The sequence below is a fragment of the Micromonospora costi genome (assembly GCF_003626655.1).
Classification (GTDB): Bacteria; Actinomycetota; Actinomycetes; order Mycobacteriales; family Micromonosporaceae; genus Micromonospora; species Micromonospora costi.
The window spans coordinates 180,956-202,362 of record NZ_RBAN01000006.1; the positions used below are offsets into that span (position 1 = coordinate 180,956).

General features: G+C 72.8%; 20 protein-coding genes. 7 read left to right on the forward strand and 13 right to left on the reverse strand.

Translation table 11 applies throughout. The annotated features are described in order from the left end of the window. Positions 1-153: 153 nt before the first annotated feature. From D7193_RS28195 to metH, 3 genes are all read right to left on the reverse strand, one after another. Positions 154-855, reverse strand: a complete 702-nt coding sequence (locus D7193_RS28195) for an aldo/keto reductase (RefSeq protein WP_120782661.1) — start codon at positions 853-855, stop codon at positions 154-156. 140 nt (positions 856-995) lie between these two features. After that, positions 996-1,907, reverse strand: a complete 912-nt coding sequence (locus tag D7193_RS28200) for an AraC family transcriptional regulator (RefSeq protein ID WP_120782662.1) — start codon at positions 1,905-1,907, stop codon at positions 996-998. Position 1,908: 1 nt separating this feature from the next. Next, the gene (gene metH / locus D7193_RS28205; RefSeq protein WP_174242755.1) at positions 1,909-5,424 is read right to left on the reverse strand and encodes a methionine synthase; all 3,516 of its coding nucleotides are present in this window, start codon (positions 5,422-5,424) and stop codon (positions 1,909-1,911) included. Positions 5,425-5,684: 260 nt separating this feature from the next. On the opposite strand from metH, the gene D7193_RS28210 reads away from it, so the two are divergent. After that, the gene (locus D7193_RS28210) at positions 5,685-6,554 is read left to right on the forward strand and encodes a PAC2 family protein (protein WP_120782664.1); all 870 of its coding nucleotides are present in this window, start codon (positions 5,685-5,687) and stop codon (positions 6,552-6,554) included. A 238-nt stretch (positions 6,555-6,792) separates the two neighbouring features. Continuing rightward, on the forward strand, positions 6,793-7,584 hold the full coding sequence (locus D7193_RS28215; protein WP_120782665.1) for a GntR family transcriptional regulator: 792 nt from the start codon (positions 6,793-6,795) through the stop codon (positions 7,582-7,584). A gap of 569 nt (positions 7,585-8,153) precedes the next feature. Here the strand turns inward: D7193_RS28215 and mshC are convergent. From mshC to D7193_RS28235, 4 genes are all read right to left on the reverse strand, one after another. Then, positions 8,154-9,389, reverse strand: a complete 1,236-nt coding sequence (gene mshC, locus D7193_RS28220; protein WP_120782666.1) for a cysteine--1-D-myo-inosityl 2-amino-2-deoxy-alpha-D-glucopyranoside ligase — start codon at positions 9,387-9,389, stop codon at positions 8,154-8,156. 168 nt (positions 9,390-9,557) lie between these two features. After that, a complete protein-coding gene (locus tag D7193_RS28225) occupies positions 9,558-10,376 on the reverse strand; it encodes an SCO1664 family protein (RefSeq protein WP_120782667.1) in 819 nt (272 codons plus the stop codon). Beyond that, entirely contained in the window at positions 10,373-10,945 is a 573-nt protein-coding gene (locus D7193_RS28230) for a DUF3090 domain-containing protein (RefSeq protein ID WP_120782668.1), read from the reverse strand. Before D7193_RS28230 ends, D7193_RS28225 begins: the two co-directional genes overlap by 4 nt. A 106-nt stretch (positions 10,946-11,051) precedes the next feature. Beyond that, a complete protein-coding gene (locus D7193_RS28235) occupies positions 11,052-11,765 on the reverse strand; it encodes a histidine phosphatase family protein (RefSeq protein ID WP_120782669.1) in 714 nt (237 codons plus the stop codon). A 1,143-nt stretch (positions 11,766-12,908) separates the two neighbouring features. Between D7193_RS28235 and D7193_RS28240 the strand changes: the two genes are divergently transcribed. Beyond that, on the forward strand, positions 12,909-13,502 hold the full coding sequence (locus D7193_RS28240; protein ID WP_120782670.1) for a hypothetical protein: 594 nt from the start codon (positions 12,909-12,911) through the stop codon (positions 13,500-13,502). A gap of 82 nt (positions 13,503-13,584) precedes the next feature. Here D7193_RS28240 and D7193_RS28245 read toward each other — a convergent pair whose 3' ends face one another. Both D7193_RS28245 and D7193_RS28250 read right to left on the reverse strand, forming a co-directional pair. Beyond that, positions 13,585-14,421 (reverse strand): undecaprenyl-diphosphate phosphatase, encoded by an 837-nt coding sequence (locus D7193_RS28245; protein WP_120782671.1) that lies wholly within the window; start codon positions 14,419-14,421, stop codon positions 13,585-13,587. Then, positions 14,418-15,470, reverse strand: a complete 1,053-nt coding sequence (locus tag D7193_RS28250) for an LLM class F420-dependent oxidoreductase (protein WP_120782672.1) — start codon at positions 15,468-15,470, stop codon at positions 14,418-14,420. Before D7193_RS28250 ends, D7193_RS28245 begins: the two co-directional genes overlap by 4 nt. 191 nt (positions 15,471-15,661) lie before the next feature. Between D7193_RS28250 and D7193_RS28255 the strand changes: the two genes are divergently transcribed. After that, on the forward strand, positions 15,662-16,633 hold the full coding sequence (locus tag D7193_RS28255; protein ID WP_120782673.1) for an aldo/keto reductase: 972 nt from the start codon (positions 15,662-15,664) through the stop codon (positions 16,631-16,633). A gap of 46 nt (positions 16,634-16,679) precedes the next feature. Here D7193_RS28255 and D7193_RS28260 read toward each other — a convergent pair whose 3' ends face one another. The 3 genes from D7193_RS28260 to D7193_RS28270 are packed head-to-tail and all read right to left on the reverse strand — an operon-like array spanning position 16,680 to position 19,011. Next, the gene (locus tag D7193_RS28260; RefSeq protein WP_120782674.1) at positions 16,680-17,600 is read right to left on the reverse strand and encodes a hypothetical protein; all 921 of its coding nucleotides are present in this window, start codon (positions 17,598-17,600) and stop codon (positions 16,680-16,682) included. 20 nt (positions 17,601-17,620) lie between these two features. Then, a complete protein-coding gene (locus D7193_RS28265) occupies positions 17,621-18,682 on the reverse strand; it encodes a WXG100 family type VII secretion target (protein ID WP_120782675.1) in 1,062 nt (353 codons plus the stop codon). Further along, entirely contained in the window at positions 18,679-19,011 is a 333-nt protein-coding gene (locus D7193_RS28270) for a hypothetical protein (protein ID WP_120782676.1), read from the reverse strand. The genes D7193_RS28265 and D7193_RS28270 overlap by 4 nt, the downstream gene beginning before the upstream one ends. A gap of 95 nt (positions 19,012-19,106) precedes the next feature. Between D7193_RS28270 and D7193_RS28275 the strand changes: the two genes are divergently transcribed. From D7193_RS28275 to D7193_RS28285, 3 genes are all read left to right on the forward strand, one after another. Continuing rightward, the gene (locus tag D7193_RS28275) at positions 19,107-19,526 is read left to right on the forward strand and encodes a YbaB/EbfC family nucleoid-associated protein (protein WP_120782677.1); all 420 of its coding nucleotides are present in this window, start codon (positions 19,107-19,109) and stop codon (positions 19,524-19,526) included. Next, positions 19,523-20,389 (forward strand): SseB family protein, encoded by an 867-nt coding sequence (locus D7193_RS28280; RefSeq protein WP_120782678.1) that lies wholly within the window; start codon positions 19,523-19,525, stop codon positions 20,387-20,389. The genes D7193_RS28275 and D7193_RS28280 overlap by 4 nt, the downstream gene beginning before the upstream one ends. A gap of 90 nt (positions 20,390-20,479) precedes the next feature. Then, on the forward strand, positions 20,480-20,671 hold the full coding sequence (locus D7193_RS28285) for a DUF5703 family protein (protein WP_088993715.1): 192 nt from the start codon (positions 20,480-20,482) through the stop codon (positions 20,669-20,671). A gap of 77 nt (positions 20,672-20,748) precedes the next feature. On the opposite strand, the gene D7193_RS28290 is transcribed toward D7193_RS28285, so the two are convergent. Then, positions 20,749-21,405, reverse strand: a complete 657-nt coding sequence (locus tag D7193_RS28290) for a hypothetical protein (RefSeq protein WP_120782679.1) — start codon at positions 21,403-21,405, stop codon at positions 20,749-20,751. Positions 21,406-21,407: the final 2 nt, after the last annotated feature.

The following is a 21,407-nucleotide window of genomic DNA, read 5'->3' on the forward strand; positions in this document are numbered from 1 at the left end:
GGGATAATTCTGGGCATGCTCGCCCGAATCGGCATCAAGTGCCATCGGAACGAGCGATGCGGTTGATCAACAGGATGGGGGCCGGGCGGATCGCCCGGCCCCCACCTGGTAGTGCCCGGAGCTGATGCTCCCGGCGCGACCGGAGCCGTCGTCTCAGGCCGCGGAACGTTCGGCGATCGGCCGGCGGCGCAGGTTCACGTCCGAGATGGCCGGTGGCGTGTAGGCCGCCTGGTTGGGGCCGGCGTCGGTACCGGGCGGGGCGATCTCGTCGATCCGGTCGAGGATCTCGTCGTCCAGGATGACGTCGGCGCCGGCGAGCAGGTCGTCGAGCTGTTCCATGGTGCGTGGCCCGAGGATCGCCGAGGTCACGCCCGGATGGGCGATCGCGAACGCCATCGCGAGGTGGGCCATCGGCAGGCCGGCCTTCTCGGCGAGCGGAACGAGCTGTTCGACCACGTCGAGCTTCCGCTCGTCGCTGAAGTACTGCGGCGAGTCGTCGAACTCCTGGCGCCGGGCGACCCGGGCGGCGATCTCGGGCCGGTTCTGGAGGTCGAGGATCGCGGTGATCACTCGCCGTCGGGTCGGCTCGTCGACGGGCACCGCGGTCGCTGGCAGGTCGGCTCTGACCCCGTGCTTGAGATGCACCGTGAACCGCGGGTTGGCGCGCAGGTTCGCGTACCAACTACGGGGTCCGGGCATACCGCTGAGGTACCAGCGACCGTCGACGCGGTGGAACCAGATCTCGATGCGGCGCGGGATGCCCGTGCGGGCGCCCAGCGTGGTGATGTCGATGGTGCGCTCCGCCGGGGAGGAGTCCGGTCCGATGGCGAGGGCTCGCGCGACGGTGTCATCCACGGTCCCTGCCTCCTGTCCTGCCAGCACCGGTCCGGAACCCTGTGGCCGTTCCGGTGGTGATTCCAGCAAAACAAACCCGCAAACCCCGTGCTAGCAGAATCGTCCTGGGTGGTTGCACGATCCTGCTCGCCGCGGCGATGTCACGGCAACGCCGGTGCGCCGGCGGCGGGGCCGGCGCCGCCACGGATACGTGCCGCGTCGACGCTGGGCGGAACACCGAACAGGCGGCGATACTCCCGGCTGAACTGGGACGGGCTCTCGTATCCGACGCGGCTGCCCACGCCGGTGACGTCGTGGGGGTTGTTCGCCAGCAGCAATCTCGCCGCCTGCAGGCGGATGTGCTTCTGGTACTGGATCGGGCTCATCGCCGTCAGCGCCTGGAAGTTCCGGTGGAAGGCGGACAGGCTCATCCCCGACAGCTGCGCCAGCTCCTCGACGCGGAACGGCCGGGCGTAGTTCTCCCGGATCCACCGCACCGCCCGTGTGATGTGGCTGAGGCTGCTGTCCACGAGGCCGAGCTGACGGACGAGGTCGCCCTGTTCACCGGTCATCAACCGCCAGAGGATCTCGCGCTTGAACACCGGGGCCAGCGCCTTCCGGTCCCGGGGCCGGTCGAGCAGGCGCAGCAGCCGGACGACAGCGTCGAGCAACTCGTCCGGAGCGTCACTGACCGCGATTCCCGGCCGAGCGGTACCGGCGGAACCCGGCAGATCCCCCGGCCCGACCTCCAGCAGCAGCTCGGCGACGGCGGCAGGTTCCAGGGTCATCCCGAAACCGAGCGCGGGCCGGCCCGCGTCCGCGTCGACGACGTGCCCCGTCACCGGGAGATCGACCGAGGCGACGAGGTACTGACCGACGCCGTACTCGTACATCCGGTCCGCCAACGCGAGGCGCTTGCGACCCCGGGCGATGATCGCCAGAACGGTGCCCGACATCGAGGTCACCGGCGGAGCGCCCGGGTCGATCCTGCAGATCCGGACGCCGTCGATCGCCGTGGTCAGATCGGGCCGTACGTGCCGTTCCAGCAGGTCGCGTAGCTCGGGCAGGGACATGTCACTTCGCGTTGAAGTAGCTGGCCTCCGGGTGGTGCACCACGATGGCGTCGGTGGCCTGCTCCGGCATCAGCTGGAACTCCTCGGACAGCTGCACGCCGATCCGCTCCGCCCCGAGCAGCTCCACGATCTTCGCCCGGTCCTCCAGGTCGGGGCACGCCGGGTAGCCGAAGGCGTACCGGCAGCCGCGGTAGTCGGTGCGCAGCAGGCCGGCCAGGTCCGTCGGGTCGTCGTCGGCCACCGTACGGCCGCCGGGCAGCGTCAGCTCGGCGCGCACCCGCTTGTGCCAGTACTCGGCCAGCGCCTCGGTGAGCTGCACGGACAGGCCGTGCACCTCCAGGTAGTCGCGGTACTCGTTGCGGGCGAACAGCTTCGCCGTGTACTCGCTGATCGGCTGCCCCACGGTGACCAGCTGCAGGGCCACCACGTCCAGCTCCTCACCCCGCGGCCGGAAGAAGTCGGCCAGACAGAGCCGCCGCTCCTGGCGCTGCCGAGGGAAGGAGAACCGGGCCCGCTCGGCGTGGCCGTTCTCGTCGAGCACCACGAGGTCGTTGCCCTCGCTGTACGCGGGGAAGTACCCGTACACGACGGCCGCCTCGAGCACCTGGTCGGCGATGAGCCGGTCCAGCCAGTACCGCAGCCGGGGCCGCCCCTCGGTCTCCACCAGCTCCTCGTACGACGGACCCGTGCCGCCCCGGGCGCCGCGCAGCCCCCACTGTCCGAGGAACGTGGCCCGCTCGTCGAGCAGCGCCGCGTAGTCCGCGAGGGGCACACCCTTGACCACCCGGGTGCCGAAGAACGGCGGGGCCGGCACCTGGACGTCCCGCGCCACGTCCGAGCGCACCGAGGCGTCGTCCAGCGCCGGCAGCGACTCGGTGACGACCGCCCGCTGCCGCTCCCGGCGCGCCCGGCGGGCCGCGAGAGCCGCCTCCCGCTCCGGGTCGACCACGGGCGCGCCGCCGCGCTTGGCGGCCATCACCCGGTCCATGAGGGCCAGGCCCTCGAACGCGTCGCGCGCGTAGTGCACCTGGCCGGGGAACATCGACCGCAGGTCGTCCTCGACGTACGCCCGGGTCAGCGCGGCCCCGCCGAGCAGGACCGGCCAGCGTTCCGCGACCCCGCGACTGGCCATCTCGGCCAGGTTCTCCTTCATGATGACCGTGCTCTTGACCAGCAGGCCGGACATGCCGATGGCGTCGGCGCGGTGCTCCTCGGCGGCGTCGAGGATCGCGTTGATCGGCTGCTTGATGCCGATGTTGACGACGTCGTAGCCGTTGTTGGACAGGATGATGTCCACCAGGTTCTTGCCGATGTCGTGCACGTCGCCCTTCACGGTGGCGAGCACGATGCGCCCCTTGCCGTCGTCGTCCGTCTTCTCCATGTGCGGCTCCAGGTAGGCCACCGCGGTCTTCATCACCTCGGCGGACTGGAGCACGAACGGCAGCTGCATCTGGCCGGAGCCGAACAGCTCACCGACCACCTTCATGCCGTCCAGCAGCAGGTCGTTGATAATCGACAGCGGCGTACGCCCCTCGGCCATCGCCGTGTCGAGGTCCGCCTCCAGGCCGGTGCGCTCGCCGTCGATGATCCGCCGCTTGAGCCGCTCGTCCAGCGGCAGCGCTGCCAGCTCCTCGGCCCGGGTGGCCCGCGCCGACGCGGCGTCGACCCCCTCGAAGATCTCGATGAACCGCTGCACCGGGTCGTACCCCTCGCGGCGCCGGTCGTGGATCAGGTCGAGCGCGACCTCGCGCTGCTCGTCGGGGATCTTCGACATCGGCAGGATCTTGCTGGCGTGCACGATCGCCGACGTCAGGCCGGCCTGCGCGCACTCGTGCAGGAAGACCGAGTTGAGCACCTGCCGGGCGGCCGGGTTCAGGCCGAACGACACGTTCGAGATGCCGAGCGTGAAGTTGACCCCCGGGTAGCGCGTCGCGATCTCCCGGATCGCCTCGATCGTCTCGATCCCGTCGCGCCGGGTCTCCTCCTGCCCCGTGGCGATGGGGAAGGTCAGCGCGTCGATGAGGATGTCCTCCCGGCGCAGCCCCCACCGGCCGGTCAGGTCGTCGATGAGCCGGGACGCCACGCGTACCTTCCAGTCCCGCGTACGGGCCTGGCCCTCCTCGTCGATGAGCAGCGCCACCACGGCGGCGCCGTGCTCGCGGACCACCGGCATCACCCGCGCGTACCGGGACTCCGGGCCGTCGCCGTCCTCGAAGTTCACCGAGTTGACCACGCAGCGGCCGCCGAGCATCTCCAGCCCCGCCTCGATCACGGCCGGCTCGGTGGAGTCGAGCACGATCGGCAGGGTCGACGCGGTGGCGAACCGGCCGGCCAGCTCGCGCATGTCCTGCGTGCCGTCGCGCCCCACGTAGTCGACGCAGAGGTCCAGCAGGTGCGAGCCGTCGCGCGCCTGGGCGCGGGCGATCTCGACGCACGCCTGCCAGTCCCCGGCGAGCATCGCCTCCCGGAACGCCTTGGACCCGTTGGCGTTGGCGCGCTCCCCCACCATCAGGATGCTCGCGTCCTGGGCGAACGGCACGTGGTGGTAGATCGACGAGACGCCCGCGTCGGGACGCGGCTCCCGGGCCACCGGCCGCCGTCCGCGCAGCCGCTCGACCAGCACCCGGATGTGTTCCGGGGTGGTGCCGCAACAGCCGCCGACCAGCGCGACGCCGTAGTCGGTGACGAACTGCTCCAGCGCGTCGGCCAGCTCGACGGGGCTCAACGGGAAGTACGCCCCGTCGGCGGTCAGCACGGGCAGGCCGGCGTTCGGCATCACCGACACCGGGATGCGCGCGTGCTGGGACAGGTAACGCAGGTGCTCGCCCATCTCGGCCGGGCCGGTCGAGCAGTTGAGGCCGATCAGGTCGACGCCGAGCGGCTCGAGGGCGGTCAGCGCCGCACCGATCTCGCTGCCCAGCAGCATGGTGCCGGTGGTCTCCACGGCCACCTGGCAGATGATCGGCACCTCCCGCCCCAGCTCGGCCCGGGCACGCTTAGCCCCGACCACGGCGGCCTTCACCTGGAGCAGGTCCTGGCAGGTCTCGATGATCAGCGCATCGGCCCCACCGGCGATCAGGCCGGCCGCGTTCTCCTGGTACGCGTCGCGCAGGGTGGCGTAGGCGGCGTGCCCGAGGGTGGGCAGCTTCGTGCCGGGGCCCATCGAGCCCAGCACGAACCGCGGCTGCTCCGACGAGGCGTACGCGTCGGCGGCCTCCCGGGCGAGCCGCGCACCCGCCTCCGACAGCTCGCGGATCCGCCCCGCGATGCCGTACTCACCGAGGTTGGGCAGGTTGGCGCCGAAGGTGTTGGTCTCCACGCAGTCCGCGCCCGCGGCCAGGTATGCCTCGTGCACGCCCCGGACCACGTCCGGCCGCGTGACGTTGAGGATCTCGTTGCAGCCCTCGAGGCCGTCGAAGTCGTCCAGGGTCAGGTCGGCCGCCTGCAGCATCGTCCCCATCGCCCCGTCGGCGATCAGGATCCGGTCCGCCAGCGCATCGAGCAACGAAGTCCGCACACGGCCAGGTTAGTGCGGCGCGGCGCCGACGGGCCGCCGCAACCCGTGCTTCCCACATACTGTCAGCGGGATCACCCGCGCGAGCTTTCACCCACTTCGTCCGAGTGGTCGGGCCGGCCGACCGGCGCGGCCGACGGGCCGCATCCCGGCCCGGCACGTAGGCTGACGGACGTGAAGGAGAACAGGGACGCCACCGTGCACCGCCGGCGGACGACCGGGCCCGGCCCCGCCGCCCGCCACGAGCAGGGTGAGGTGAGGGCGTGACCGAGTTCGACGGACTGCCCGTGCTGCGCTCGCCGGTGGCCATCGCCGCGTTCGAGGGCTGGAACGACGCCGCGGACGCCTCCACCGCCGCCGTCGAGCACCTGGAGCAGGTCTGGCAGGCCCGCCAGGTCGCCGAACTGGACCCGGAGGACTTCTACGACTTCCAGGTGAGCCGGCCGACCATCACGATGGCCGAGGGCGAGACCCGCCGCGTGGAGTGGCCGACGACGCGGTTCATGGTCGCCAGCCCCGAGGGCACCGACCGCGACGTGGTGCTGATTCGCGGCATCGAGCCGAGCATGCGCTGGCGCACCTTCTGCGAACAGGTGCTGGAGATCTGCCACAGCCTCGAGGTCGAGCGGGTGGTGCTGCTCGGCGCGCTGCTCGCCGACGTGCCGTACACCCGGCCGCTGCCGATCAGCGGCAGCGCCTCGGACTCCCGGGCCGCCGAGCGCTACCAGCTCACCCCCACCCGCTACGACGGGCCGACCGGCATCGTGGGCGTCCTTCAGGACGCGTGCACCCGCGCCGAGGTCGACGCCGTCTCGTTCTGGGTGCACGTGCCGCACTACGCCAACAACCCGCCCTGCCCCAAGGCGACCCTGGCCCTGCTTCACCGGGTCGAGGAGGTCCTGGACCTGCCGGTGCCGATGGCCGACCTCGCCGAGGAGGCCGCCGAGTGGGAGCAGCGCGTCCGCAGCGCCGCCGAGCAGGACGCCGAACTCGGCGAGTACGTCCGCGAGCTGGAGGAACGGGTCGGCGACGCCGGCATCACGCCGCTGACCGGCGATGAGATCGCCCAGGAGTTCGAGAAGTACCTGCGCCGGCGCGGCGGCTCGGCCGGCCCCACCGCCGGCTCCTGGTAGCCCTCCCGGCTCACGGGATCCATCCGTTCCACCCGGGACACCGCCGGATCGCCGGTCCACTCGATTCCAAAGCCCGGGCCACGACCGGTTCGTGGCCCGGGCTTTCGTCTTTTCCCCGCCCGGGCTTTCGTCTTTTCCCCCGGTCGTGAGTCGCGCTGCCGGTGGTGGCGTGTCGGGGTGGCGCGCCGCACACCGTGTACGGCATCCTAGGAACCTAGCTGTGATCAGGGAGGCGGGCATGGAGATCAACCCGGGGGCGGCCGAGTTCCCGCACCGGCAGATCGCGACGCAGCTCAAGGCCCGGGTGCGGCGCGGCGACTGGGCCCCGGGCGAGCGGCTGCCCTCCATCCCGGCCATGGCCGAGATGTTCGGCGTCGCGAAGCAGACCGTGCAACGCGCCGTCGACCAGCTGCGGGTCGAGGGCGTCCTCATCACGAAGCCGGGCTCCGGCACGTACGTCCGGGGGACCCGGCGGCGGCTCAACCGCCTGGCCCGCGGACGGTACGGCGGCTTCCGCGGCTACCACACCGACCTGGCCGCCCGGTACCGCCAGCAGCTCGTCTCCGTGGGCCGCGCGCCCGCACCGCCCGAGGTGGCCGACGCGTTCGGCGTGCCCGACGGCACCGAGCTGATCTGCCGCCGGCACCTCGTCCGCACCGACGACTCCCCCGTCGAGGTCGGCGCCTCCTGGTTCCTGACCGGAGACGCCGCGGGCACCTCGCTGGAGCGCGCCGAGGCGTTCGGCCGGCCGCTCTACCAGGAGGCCGAGGAGGCCACCGGCCGGCGGTACGTGACCGCCACCGACACGATCAGCGCCCGGCAGCCCAGCCGGGAGGAGGCCGAGACCCTCCAGATCCGGCCCGACACCCCCGTGCTGCACCTGCTGCACGTCGCGTACGACGGCGCGCACAAACCGATCGAGGTCGCCCAGGCCACCTGGCCCGGTCCCATGACCACCCTCACCGAGGAGTACAAGATCCCGGCCCCCGCCGAAGCCCCCGACCCCGACCCGGGCCTGGTCCTGGGCTGACCCCCGCTCCCCGCCCCCCGTCCCGCTCCCCGCCCCCGCTCCCCACCCCCGCGATCTTGCACTTTCGGCCCTTCTTTCACCCCGGTATGTCTCCTATGCCGGGGCACAAAGTGCAAGATCGCGGTGGTGGAAGGCGCCGCGCGAGGGCCTGCTCGGCGCGGGAGTTCGCGAGCGCCGGCCTGCTCTCCCCCGCGATCTTGCAGCTTTCGGTGCGCCCTTCGGACTGTGTGGGTGTCACGGGTCGGGGCGGGTGGTGATCGACACGGGTTGTCTGTATGTCGCGGTGTCCGGGTGCGGTGGACGCCGCGACTTCAAGGATGTCGAGTCGATCATCGGTTCGGGGCGGCGGGTTTGGGGCTTTATCCGATTCGCGTGGCCTGTTGGCGGCGCACCTGCCAACCGGGAGCGTGATGCCTCAGAGTCATATTCATGCCCCTGACGCATCACGCTCGTGAGGACAACCCGCAACCACGCGGGCCCGACCTTGTCCCGCCCCGGTATGCCCTCTGTGCCGGGGCACAAAGTGCAAGATCGCGGGGAGAGAGGACGAGCGGGAGCGCGGGGGCGGGTTAGAGGCGGATACCGAGCAGGGCGTCCACGGTGTCGGCGAACAGGGCCGGGGCGGCGGGGTCGTCGCCGGTGCCCGCGAGGGCCTGCTCGGCCCAGGCGTCGGCGAGCGCCAGCGCGCCCGGGCTGTCGAGGTCGTCGGCGAGGCGAGCGCGTACGCCGGCCAGCAGCTCGGCCCCGGACGGCCCGGCGGGCGCGGCGGCGGCCTGCCGCCAGCGGGCCAGCCGCTCCTGCGCGGCGGCCAGCAGCTCGTCGGTCCACGTGCGGTCGCTGCGGTAGTGCCCGGACAGCAGCGCCAGGCGGACCGCCATCGGGTCGACCCGGTCGGCGCGCAGCCGCGACACGAAGACGAGGTTGCCGCGCGACTTGGACATCTTCTCGCCGTCCAGGCCGATCATGCCGGCGTGCACGTAGTGGTCCGCGAACGGCGCCTCACCGGTCAGCCGCTCGGCGTGCGCCGCGGACGCCTCGTGGTGCGGGAAGATGAGGTCGTTGCCGCCGCCCTGCACGTCGATCCGGTCGCCCAGCAGGTTGAGCGCGATCACCGCGCACTCGATGTGCCAGCCCGGACGCCCCGGCCCCAGCTCGCCGCCCGGCCAGGACGGCTCGCGCTCGCGGGCGCCCCGCCACAGCAGCGGGTCGAGCGGGTCGCGCTTGCCCTCCCGGTCCGGGTCGCCGCCGCGCTCCGGGAAGATCTCCAGCATCTGCTCGCGGCTCATGTTCGACTCGTAGCCGAACCGGGGGGTGGCGGAGATGTCGAAGTAGACGTCGCCCGTGCCGTCCTCGAGGCGGTACGCGGCACCGTCCTTCAGCAGGACCTGGACCTTCTCGGCGATGTCCGGGATCGACTCGACGGCGCCGACGTAGTGCTGCGGCGGGATGATCCGCAGCGCCTCCATGTCCTCCCGGAACAGCGCCGTCTCCCGCATCGCGAGGACCACCCAGTCCTCACCGTCGCGCTCCGCGCGCTCCAGCAGCGGATCGTCGATGTCGGTGACGTTCTGCACGTACCGCACCTGCCGCCCGGCGTCCCGCCACACCCGCTGCACCAGATCAAACGTGATCATGGTGGCGGCGTGGCCGAGGTGGGTCGCGTCGTACGGGGTGATGCCGCAGACGTACATCCGCGCGTCCGTCGGATCGCTCGGATACACGCCCTGCCGCGCCGAGTCGTACAACGCCAGCGGCCCGCCCCTGCCCGGCAGCCGCGGCACCTCGTGTCCCGCCCACGGTTCCATGCCCGCCAGCCTAACGAGCGGCACGACACCACGAGGGCACGCCCGTGGGTGATCAACATGACAGCACGACCCACCGGGTCGTCGCCGGGGCGGCGTCCGGGAGCCGGACGTCGCGGCGGGAGGCCGTAAAATCGGCGGCCGTCAGATGGGCGGCCGTCACGGCGGCCGTCAGATGGGCGGCCAGGGAACCGCCGGCCACTCCTCCGGCGGCAGCGGGAACCGGCCGCTGTCGCGCAGCCGGTCGATCCGGGCCGCCACCTCGGTGACCTCGCTGATCGTCAGGTGCTCGGCAAGCTCCTCGCCGAGCGGGCCGGCGACCTGGCCGGCGAGCGTGTCGAGCATCCGCACCGCGTCCGGCGGCAACTGCCGGCCGGCCCAGCCCCAGAGCACCGTCCGCAGCTTCTCCTCGACGTGGAAGCTCACGCCGTGGTCCACGCCGTAGATCCGGTCGTCCGGGCCGACCAGGACGTGCCCGCCCTTCCGGTCCGCGTTGTTGATCACCGCGTCGAGCACCGCGAGCCGGGCCAGCCGGGGATCGTCGGCGTGCGCCAGGGCGTACGGAGTGCCGTCGTCGTCACGGGCCGCCGCGATCGGAAACCAGCGGGGCGGCAGCGCGTCGGCCGGCACGAACCCGACCAGCGGCTCGGCGTCGGCCGGCTCGTCGATCCAGAGCTGGCACGAGCCCGGGCCGAACGGGCCGTCCCGCAGCACCGTGGGCGGCACCAGATCCCAACCCGTCGCCCGCGAGACCAGGTACGCGGCGACCTCCCGGCCGGCCAGGGTGCCGTCCGGGAAGTCCCAGAGGGGACGCTCGCCGCGCACCGGTTTGTAGACGCAGTGGGCGCTGGCGCCGTCCAGCGTCAGCACACCGCGCAGCGTGGCGTTCGACGCGTCGACCAGCCGCCCCTCGAGGGTGAGCTCGCCGTCACGCAGCAGCCGGAGCGCCGCGCTGCCGTCCTGGCGGGGCTGGATGCCGGACGACGTCACCGGTGGTAACCGTTGTGCCGCGGGCAGAGGTGCCCCGCGGGATCCAGCGGCTGGCCGCAGAGCGGGCAGGGCGGACGCCCGGCGTTGACGACCCGCCGAGCCCGCTCGATGAACTCGCGGGTCGCCTGCGGGGTCAGCCGGACCCGCAGCCGGTCGAGGTCGTCGTCCGGCTCGTCCTCGTCCTCGTCGTCCTCGGAGTCGCCCAGCTCGACCTCGGCCTCCGTCTCGCCGGCGGCGATCGCCTCGATCACGACGGTCGCGGTGTCGACGTCGAAGGCCAGCCCCAGCGTGCCGACCCGGAACTCCTCGTCGACCGGTGTGTCCAGCGGGTCGTTGTCGCCGAGCGCGGCCGGCGCCTCGGGCAGGTCCACCCCGAACCGGCGGTGCGCCTCGGTGAGCAGCTCCTCGAGCTTCTCGGCGAGCAGGGACACCTGGACCTTCTCCAGCGCGACGCTGACCAGCCGGCCTCCACCGCGGGCCTGGAGGAAGAACGTCCGCTCCCCCGGCGGCCCGACGGTCCCGGCGACGAACCGCTCCGGCGGCTCGAAGGCGTGCACCTGGTGGGTCATACCCACGACCCTATCCGGCGTGCCATGGCACCGCGCACCCCACCGACCCGAATCGCCACCCCTGCCCCCTTGTGGGTACCGGCGTCACACCCGAGCGTCACCAGGATCACCCGGACGCGCCCGCGCCGCCGCCCACCGCGGCGTCGGAATCGGTACGTCGCGGCGCCCGCCGCCGCTTCTTCGCCGGCGGGGGCACCAGGCCGGCCAGGTCGCCGCCCGTGTCGTTGAGCCGCACGAGGAACGGCCGCAACGGGGTGTAGCGGATCGCCGTCACCGACGCCGGGTCGGCCACGATCCGCTGAAAGAGATCCAGGTGTACGCCGAGCGCGTCCGCCACGATGGCCTTGATCACGTCGCCGTGGCTGCACGCCAGCCAGACCGCCTCCGGCCCGTGCTCGGCGGTGATCCGGGCGTCCCACGAGCGCACCGCCGCCACCGCCCGCGCCGCCATCGCGGCCATCGACTCCCCCTCGGGGAAGACCGCTGCGCTCGGGTGCTGCTGCACGACGGGCCAGAGCGGGTCCTTGGCCAGCTTCTTGAGCGGCTGCCCCTCCCACGCCCCGTACCCGCACTCGATCAGCCCCTCCTCCACCACCGGCGACGCGTCCGGCAGCGCCAGTTCCAGGGTCTGCCGGCAGCGGATCAGCGGACTCGTCACCACGGCCGCCAGCGGCACCGCCCGCAGCCGCTCCCCGACCGCGGCGGCCTGCGCCCGGCCGGTGTCGTCCAGCTCGACCGGTTGCCGCCCGGCCAGACCACCGTCGGCGTTCGCGGTCGTACGGCCGTGTCGCAGAAGCAGAAGGGTCGCCACGGTCACCACCCTAGGGCCTCGCCCCCGCGCCCCCGGAGCCTCGCCCCACCCCGGCCCGGCCGGTCGGGTACCGCGCCTCGGGGTGGTCGACGTCGTGACCCGCACGGGTTCCGTGCACGTCGCGGTGTCCGGGTCGGGTCGACACCGCGACGTCACGGATGTCGGGTCGATCATCCGTGGGGCGCGCGGGTGTCAGGCGTGATCGACTCCGTTCCGCCGATACGGCGGGGTCACGGTGGGCGGGATGCCGCCATATCGGCGATCTGGTGTGGATCACGCCCGGCTGGCCGACCGGCGGCGGGCCAGATGGGCTCCGGGCCGGACCTGACGAGGCTGCGCCCAGTCCGAGGGGTGATCGCCGCGGACCTGACCGGGCTGGATGCCCGGCCCGAGGGCTGGGTGATCAGCGGTGGGCTGCCGCGGGTCGCAACACACGGCAACGGCCGCCGCCCGCACCCGACCGATGTTCCGGCGAAACGCGATCGCGGTTGCGTGGGCGTTCGCGGGTCGGGTCGGGCGGTGATCGACACGGGTTCCGTGTATGTCGCGGTGTCCCGGTGGGGTGGACAGCGCGACTTCCAGGATGTCGAGTCGATCACCGGTTTCGGGCGGCCCGGTTTGGGTCCTGTGTCCGGTTCGCGGGCCTGTCGGCGGGCACCCCTTCCACCGTGAGCGTGATGCCTCAGAGGCATAAATATGCCTGTGAGGCATCACGCTCGTGGGGAGACCGGCAACCGCCCGGCCTGACCCTTTGGCCGTAGCGGGCGGGCGGGCCGGCTGCGGGGGCTCGGTCGGCTTGTGGCCGCGCTGGGTGGGTGTGGGTGGTTTGTGGGTGTGACCGGTGGCATCCTGGGGCCGGAATCGTCGGCGGGTCGGGGGCGTTGACTATCCGCGACGGCCGAGGAACCAGCCCGCCAGGGTGCGGGCCGAGCGCAGGCCCCGGGAATGATGGCGGGCCGCCGGTCGTTGCAGACGGACCCGGCGCGGTGGAGCACCCCCCGCCCGTTGCGCTGGGCCCACGGGCGCAGGCCAACCCCCTATGGCCGCCCCGACCACAGACTTTCCCCCGTTTTGTTGAGCGCCTGTTGGTGCTCGCACCCGCTTGCCGTCCCCCGACGGCATGGCGGGTGTCTCACCCCCGAGGAGCTTTCGATGAACACCATGCTGCGTAAGAGCGTGCTCGGTATCGCTGGTCTGGCGTTCGCCGGTGGTGTCGCCTCCGGCCCCATCGCCGCCCACGCCGCCACCCCCACCCACGACCTGAAGCCCGTCGCCGCCGTGCAGACGGACAAGCCGACCGTGGACAAGGCCAAGCTCATCCCACACGGCACGCAGGGCAACCAGTCGCAGATCCAGCTTGATGATGAGCAGGTGAAGAACGCGAAGGCGATCATCGCCGCGACGAAGAAGTCGGGCCTGGACGAGCGGGCCGCGGTCATCTCCATCGCCACCAGCCTGCAGGAGTCCAAGCTGGAGAACCTGGGTCACCTGGGTGACGCCAACGACCACGACTCGCTGGGCCTGTTCCAGCAGCGCCCGAGCTCGGGCTGGGGCACCCCGGAGCAGATCACCGACCCGCAGTACTCGACCATGGCGTTCCAGAAGGGCCTCAAGCAGGTCGACGGCTGGCACGACATGCCGCTGACCGAAGCGGCGCAGACCGTGCAGGTGTCGGCCTACCCCGACGCGTACGCGCAGTGGGAGCAGCAGGCCGCCGACCTCGTCGCCCAGCACTGGAACAGCTGACACAACCAGCAACACACACGAGCAGCACGCTGGCCGGCACCCCACACACGGGGTGCCGGCCAGCGGCGTCTTCAGGTCGGGATCAGGTGGCGTCGATCGTGCCGGTCATCAGCAGCGCGAGGACCAGCGTGCCCAGCGCCACCCGGTAGAGCACGAAGACGTACAGGGTGTGGTGGGCGACGTAGCGCAGCAGCCAGGCGATGGCCGCGTACCCGATGCCGAACGCGATGATCGTGGCGACGACCATCTGGGCGCCGGACGGGGCCGCGGTGCCGGCCGCGGCCGGCTCGAAGACGTCCGGCAGGCTGAACACCCCGGACATCACCACCGCCGGGATGGCCAGCAGGAACGAGTACCGGGCGGCCGCCTCCCGGGTGAGGTTCAGCAGCAGGCCGGCGGTGAGCGTACCCCCGGAGCGGGACACGCCGGGGACCAGCGCCATGGCCTGGGCGAAGCCCATCACCACGCCGTCGCGCATCCGGAAGTTCTCCAGCTTGCGCGTCTGCCGCCCCCAGTACTCGGCGAACGCGAGCACGAACGCGAAGACGATGAGCGTCGTCGCCACCAGCCAGAGGTTGCGCCCCGCGGTCCGGATCTGGTCCTTGAACACGAAGCCGAAGAGCCCGATCGGGATCGAGCCGATGATGACGTACCAGCCCATCCGGTAGTCGAGGCTGGAGCGGACCGAGCGGTCCCATATCCCCACGACCCAGGTGCGGGCGATCCGCCAGATGTCCTTGGCGAAGTAGATGAGCACGGCCGCTTCGGTGCCCAGCTGGGTCACCGCGGTGAAGGACGCGCCGGCGTCGCGCCCGAAGAAGATCGCGGAGGTGATCCGCAGGTGCCCCGACGAGCTGATCGGCAGGAATTCCGTGAGCCCCTGGATGATGCCCAGGACGATGGCCTCGACCCAGGTCACTCGCCGACTCCGGACAGGTCCAGGGCCTCGGCGACGGTACGCAGGGTCTGCACACCGCTGTCCCGGTCCGCCACGAACAGGGTCACCGACAGCGTGGTGACGCCCGCCGCGGCGTACTCCCGCATCCGCTCGGCGATGCGCTCCTTCGGGCCGAGCAGCGACGTCCGGTCGATGAACTCCAGCGGGACCGCGGCGGCCGCGTCGCGCTGCCGCTTGGCGAGGTAGAGGTCCTGCACCTCCCGCGCCGCGTCGCCGTAGCCCATCCGGGTGGCGAGCTGGTTGTAGAAGTTCTGCTTCCGGCTGCCCATGCCGCCCACGTACAGCGCCGCGTACCAGCGGACCAGTTCGGCGCAGGAGGCCACGTCGTCGCCGACCACCACGGGGACCGACGGCACCACGTCGAAGCCGGCGAGGTCCTTGCCGACGCGGGCGCGGCCGGCGCGGACGGAGGAGAGCTGCTCCTCGGCGAACTCCGGGGCGTAGAAGACGGCCAGCCAGCCGTCGGCGATCTCACCGGCCAGTTCGAGGTTCTTCGGGCCGACGGCGGCCAGGTAGATCGGGATATGGTCGCGCGGCGGGTGGAAGCTGAGCCGCAGCGCCTTGCCGGGGCCGTCGGGCAGCGGCAGGGTGTAGTGCTCCCCGGCGTACGCGACCTCCTTACGGCCGATCGCCAGCTTGACCACGTCGACGAACTCCCGGGTACGCGCGAGGGGCTTGGCGAAGCGTACGCCGTGCCAGCCCTCGGAGACCTGCGGCCCGGACACGCCCAGGCCCAGCCGGAACCGGCCGCCGGACAGGGCGTCGATGGTCGCCGCGGTCATCGCGGTGGCTGCCGGTGTGCGGGCGGGGATCTGCATCACCGCGCTGCCCACGTCGATCCGTTCGGTCTGCCCGGCGATCCAGGCGAGCATGCTCGGCGAGTCGGAGCCGTAGGCTTCCGCCGCCCACACCACCGAATAGCCGAGCCGGTCCGCCTCCTGGGCCAGGGCCAGGTGGTCGGCCGGCGTGCTCCACGCCGTCTGGTATCCGAGGCTGAGCCCGAGTCGCAATGGTCCTCCCCCATCCGCACCACAGGTCGCATCAGGTTACGCAATGCGGGCCGGCGGCCCGATCACCGGCTCACCGCTGTGGCGGCCACGGGCCGGATCCGGCGCTCGGGAGGCAGGAACACCGGCAGAACCCGGGAGACATGACGGGAGCGAGGATATCGGTTGCGGCGGGTTCGAAATAAGGTTCACCCATGCAACAGCGACCGCTCGGCCGAAGCGGGCTGGCGGTTTCGCGGCTCGCCCTCGGCACCATGACGTGGGGTAGGGACACCGACGCCGACGACGCGGCCGCCCAGCTGAAGAGTTACCTCGACGCGGGCGGCAACCTCATCGACACGGCCGACGTGTACGGCGACGGCGACGCCGAGTCGGTGATCGGGTCGCTGCTCGGCACCCTGGTGCCCCGCGACGAGCTGCTGATCGCCACCAAGGCGGGGCTGCGGCCGGGCAACGGCCGGCGCCGCGACAACTCCCGCGGGCACCTGCTGCGTACGCTCGACGCGTCGCTGCGGCGCCTCGGCACCGACCACGTCGACCTGTTCCAGGTGCACGGCTACGACCCGGACACGCCCCTGGAGGAGACCCTGGCGGCGCTGGACCACGCGGTGGCCAGCGGCCGCGTCCGGTACGTCGGGGTGTCGAACTTCTCCGGCTGGCAGACCGCCCGGGCGGCGGCCTGGCAGGCGGCGTGGCCGGGACGCGCGCCGGTGGTGGCCTCCCAGGTCGAGTACTCGCTGCTCGAACGGGGCGTGGAGCGGGAGGTGCTGCCCGCCTGCGACGCGCTGGGCCTGGGCGTTCTGCCCTGGTCGCCGCTGGGCCGGGGTGTGCTGACCGGCAAGTACCGCCACGGGCGCCCGGCGGACTCGCGGGCGGCCTCGCCGCACTTCGAGCGGTTCGTCGCCACGTACCTGGAGCCGCGCTGCTCCAGCATCGTCGAGGCGGTGGCCACCGCCGCCGGCGGGCTGGGCGTGTCGCCGCTGGAGGTGGCCCTGGCCTGGGTCCGGGATCGGCCCGGGGTGACCGCCCCGATCCTCGGCGCCCGCACGGTCGGCCAGTTGCTCGGCGCGCTCCAGGTCGAGCGGATGACGTTGCCGGAGGAGATCACCACGGCGTTGGACGACGTCTCGGCGGTGCCCGTCGGCTATCCCGAGCGCGACAGCTGACCGGCCGGGGGCGGAGGGCGTACCCCCGGGCCGGCCAGGACCGGTGTCAGGGGGTGGGGCGCTTCCCGGGGATCTCGCGGATCGCGGCGAGGAACCGGGACTGGTCGTCGCGGGTCGCCGAGTTGACGACCCGGATCCACGATCCGTCGTCGAAGAAGATCGTGGACGGGAACCGGGTGAGGCCGGCCATGCCGGAGTCGGAGTCGACGCGGAGCACCCGGCGGCGCTCCACGCTCCACAGCACCCGCGGCTGGCGCCGGTCGGGCCGGCCCTCGTCCGGTCGCCGCCCCATCCGCAGCAGGTGCAGGTGGGTGTCGGTCACGGCGAGCGGCGTGCCGGTGTAGCGGTCGAGGAACAGCAGCAGGCTGCCGGCGAGGGTGGCGAGGTCGCCGCTGAACACGTACCGGCGGCGGTAGGCGATCTCCGCGAGCTGGTCGGCCAGCGGACGGTAACGGCTGAGGCGGAACAGCGCCCGGAACGCCTCCTGCTCCTCGGTCAGCGGCAGCGGCTCCCGCTGCGCCGGCTGGTGCGGTGGACCCGCCTCGGGCGCGGCATCCCCGGCCGCCGCCTCGGGCAGGCCGGCCGCGACGGCGGCCGCCTTGCCGGGCAGCAGCAGCACCCCCGCGGCCAACCGTACGGGGGTCATGACCGCGTCCACCCAGACCACCGGGTTGACGATGTTGAGCAGCCCGAACAGGGCGCGCGGGTCCAGAGCGTCGGCCAGCTCGTCGCCCATCCGGTCGGCGAGCTGGCTGCCGGCGCGGTGCGTCTCGGGCGTACGGACCGGGGCGAGCCCGACGTAGCGCAGCTCCTGGCCGGGCACCAGCGGCGCGACGAGCGCTCGTTCGGGCCCGTCGCTGGTGCGGAACTCGTCGCGCAGCTCGCGGGCCTTGTCGCGGGCGGCCCGCGCACCGCCGAGCACCGCGTCGGCGAGCCGACCGAGCCGACCCCGCTCCCCTGACGTCACGTACGGCCTCCTCGACCTGCCTAACGACCCGCCGGCTGCTCGGCAGGCGGCTGCCCGAAGACATTCTGGTCGATCCAGTCCGCGCCGTCCTGCACGGCCTGGCCGACCTTGTCGCTGACCAGGTCGGCACCGGGCACGGACAGCCCGCTCACGAGCGCGACGGAACCCCAGGTGACGCCGTGCACGACCGAGTTCGGCACGTTCCACGGCAGGTTGGTGGCCCAGTCCCGGCCGATGACCCGGGCGCCCTCGCTGAAGCCGTGTTCGCGGAGGGCCTTCATCCGCTCCAGGCTGCTCATGTCGAACGGCGAACCCGACTTGCCCAGCTTGAACGTGCCCTTCGCCGGGTCGGTGACCTTGTGGTACCACTTGTCGGCCTTGCCGGCGAGCCGCCGCTTGTTGACCGACTTCATGCCCTTGCGCAGCGCCTTCTGCTTGTCGACGAGCTTGTCGAGGTGGCTGCGCAGCTTCCGCAGGTAGACGAGCACCCGCTGGAGCAGCCGGATCACCTTCTGGAGGTGGGTGGCCAGCGGCTTGATGACCTTCAGCGCCCGGGCCACGGTGATCATGCCGCGGGTCGCCGACACCGCCATGCCCGTTGCCCACGACGCGCCGGCGGTGAACGGCGCCATGAGCAGCGCGGTGACGAGGGTGACCAGCAGCCAGTTCACGAACTCGACGCAGAGGTCGACGAGCACGTCGTGCACGATCTGCAGCGCCTCGGCCACACCGCGCAGGTACTCCGCCGTGGCGGCGAACTGCTCGGCGAGGTCGAGAAGCTGCTGCTCCACCTCGGCCAGCCGCTCACCGTACGCGTCACCGGCCGGCGAGCGCCAGCCGGGCTGTGCGGCCTCGCGGGTGCCGCGGTGCCCCTGCGCCAGCTCGCGCACCTGGGCGGCCAGCGCGTCCCACTCGGTGGCCTTGGCCTGCAGGGCGGCGGGCTCGCCGTCGACCATGTCGACGAGTTGGATGAGCGGCCAGGCCAGGGTGCGGCAGACGCTGTCGACCGCCGCCTCCACCCCGGAGAGCGCGTTGTCGAGGCCGTTCCACAACTGGACGGCGCTGCCCGCGGGCCCGCTCACCGGGCCATCCCCGACTGGATGGCCTTGAAGCCGGAGTCGATCTCCTGCTCGTTGCGCTCGTACGCGGTCACCGTGTCGCCGAGTGCCGAGGCCACCCGCTCGAAGGCGGCCTGCGCGGCGCGGAACAGCTCCATGCCGTCGTTGACCTGCTCGGCGTACTTGTCGCGCAGCATGTCGCTCGCGAACGGCAGGTGGCCGAAGGCGTCCGACGGCACGTCACCGGCCGAGGCGATCCGCGCCTCGAGGGCGCCCAGTGAGCCGGCGACCTGCCTGGCGCTGTTCTCCAGTCGACGGACCGCTTGCACGTCGACCTCGATATCCGGCGGCATGCCCGCTCCTCCCCCGTGTGTCCGGCGCACCGACGATACGATTTCCCGGCCATCGGGCACCACCCCGGTGCCACCGTCCACGGGGGAGGATTCGCATGACTGACCCGTCGTCCGCGTTCGACGCACTGGCCGGGCGGATCGCGGACATCGAGCGCCGGTTCGCCGGCCTCCGCGACGACCTGACCGAGCTGTCCGGCACCGCGACGGACGAGTCCGGTCTGGTCACCGCGACCGTCGACGTCACCGGCGTGCTCACCGGTCTCACTCTCGCGCCCGCCGCGTTGCGCCTGGGCACCGAGGGGATCGCGGAGCTGGTGCTCGAGGCGTACGGCAAGGCCCGGACGGCCGCCGTGACGCAGATGGAGGAACGCACCGAGGGGCTGGACGCCACGCTCGGCGCGGGCCTCACCGAGCTGTTCGGCAAGCCGGGCGACTTCTCGGCCATGCGCCGCCTGGAGGAGACCGTCGACCGGCTCGGGCGGCTCGGCGGCCGTCTGCCGGACGCGCCGGCATGACAGCGCCGACCTGGCCGCAGATCGTGGCCCGCCTGCGCGACACGCTCGCGGGCTGCGACCGGGACACCGACCTGGAGCTGTCCGCCGGTTCCCGCGGGCTGCGCCTGCTGGTGCGCCGCGACGTGGTCCGGGCGCTGTGTCCCGGCTACGACGAGGCCCGCCTGGCCGCGCTCGGCTGGCAGCGGTCGACCGGCGGCACGGTCTGGTGGTACGAGACGGCCCGCACCCCGGAGCAGTTGGACCGGCTCAGCGCCTTCGTCACCCGCACGGCCGCCGAGGTGCTGACCGGCGATCCGGGCGCGCTCTCCTGCCGACCCGTCCCCCCGACGCCCGGCCCGACCGCCGCAGAGACGCCCGGCCCGGCCACCGCGGAGACGCCCGGCCCGACCGCCGCACCGACACCGACACCCGGCCCGACCGCGGGCCCGGACGCCGACCGGCCGCCCGCGGTGGCGCCGGCCCCGCGGGCCGCCCCGGACGACGCGGAGGGCGAACCCGAGGTGGCGGCCCGGCTCGCCGAGGCCGCCGAGCGGCGGGACCTGCCGGCGTACCTCGGACTGCTGGCCGGCGCCACGGTGTGCGTGCCGCTGGCCGGGGAGCCGACGCCCGACGGCGATTTCCCCTGGACGGTGGTCGGCGACCCGACGGGCGCCCCGCTGCTGCCGGTGTTCACGTCCCCGCGCGCCCTCGCGGCGTTCGCCGGGGGCGGGGTGCCGTTCGTCGCGCTGCCCTGCGCGGAGCTGTTCGCGGACTGGCCGGACGCCTCGTGGGGTCTGGCGGTGGACCCGGGCAGCACCCGGGCGGTCGCGCTGTCCGCGCCGGCGCTGGCCGGGCTGCTCACGGCGAACGCGGCGGCGGGGTAACGCCCAGGGCGGCACGAACCTCCCGGGCAGCGGCGTCGGTCACGCCCCAGGGGGTGGCGGACGGTCGCCGGGCTGGGCAGCATAGGGCCCATGGACTACGAATACGCGCCGCTGCGGTTGCCGCCGAACGTCGACCGGTTGACCGCCGCGGCGCAGCTGGCGATCCAGGCGGAGTTCTCCGGATGGGAGTTGGCCCGGGTACGGCTGTTCCGGGACGGCACGCGGCAGGTCATGCTGCGCCGTCGGCGGATCAACCAGCCGCAGCCGGGCCTGTCGTACTGAGGGCCGCGTCCCGCGGACCCGGAGACGCCGGCGCCCCGGGGCCCGATGCCGTACGGCCGGGCCCCGGGGCGACGGGCCTAGTGGGCGTGGTCGTGCTCGTCGTCGAGTTCGAGGAACGGGTGCTCGTCGAGCCGGCCGACGAGGCGGTCGTCGGCGGCCGGCTGGAAGGGGCCGACCGGGTCGTCGTCGTCGAACGACTCCAGGTCGACCGGGGTGCCGACCTCGCTGACCATCACCACCCCGTCGAGCGGCTCCAGCTCCGGGATGTCCAGCGCGCCCAGCGAGCCGTCGCCGCTCTGCAGCAGCTCCAGCACCGCCTCGCCGACGCCCTCGACGGGTGCCGGCTCGTCGTCCTCGGGGGTGCTCTCGCGGCGCGCGATCTCCGCGACCCGCATGAGCGCGGAGATGCTGGGCACCCGGTAGTCGCGGCGCTGGCGGACCGAGATGACCCGCGGGTGCGGGTCGGTGGCCTCGACGCCCTCCGCGCCGCCGCCGAAGCGCTCGTCGGCCTCGTCGGGGTCGATCGAGTCGACGTCCCAGGGGGTCACCTCGCCGAAGGCGTCCAGAAGTTGCTCGTCGTAGGCGTAGGAGGCGTTGTTCAACGCCACGTACGCCTGCCAGACGTCGTCGTCGTCGATGCGGCCCTGCGCGGCGCGAACGGCGGCCAGATGGCGACGGGCCGCGTCGATCACCCGCTCGAGGGCGGCGTCCAGCTCACCGTGCTGGTCGGTCATGC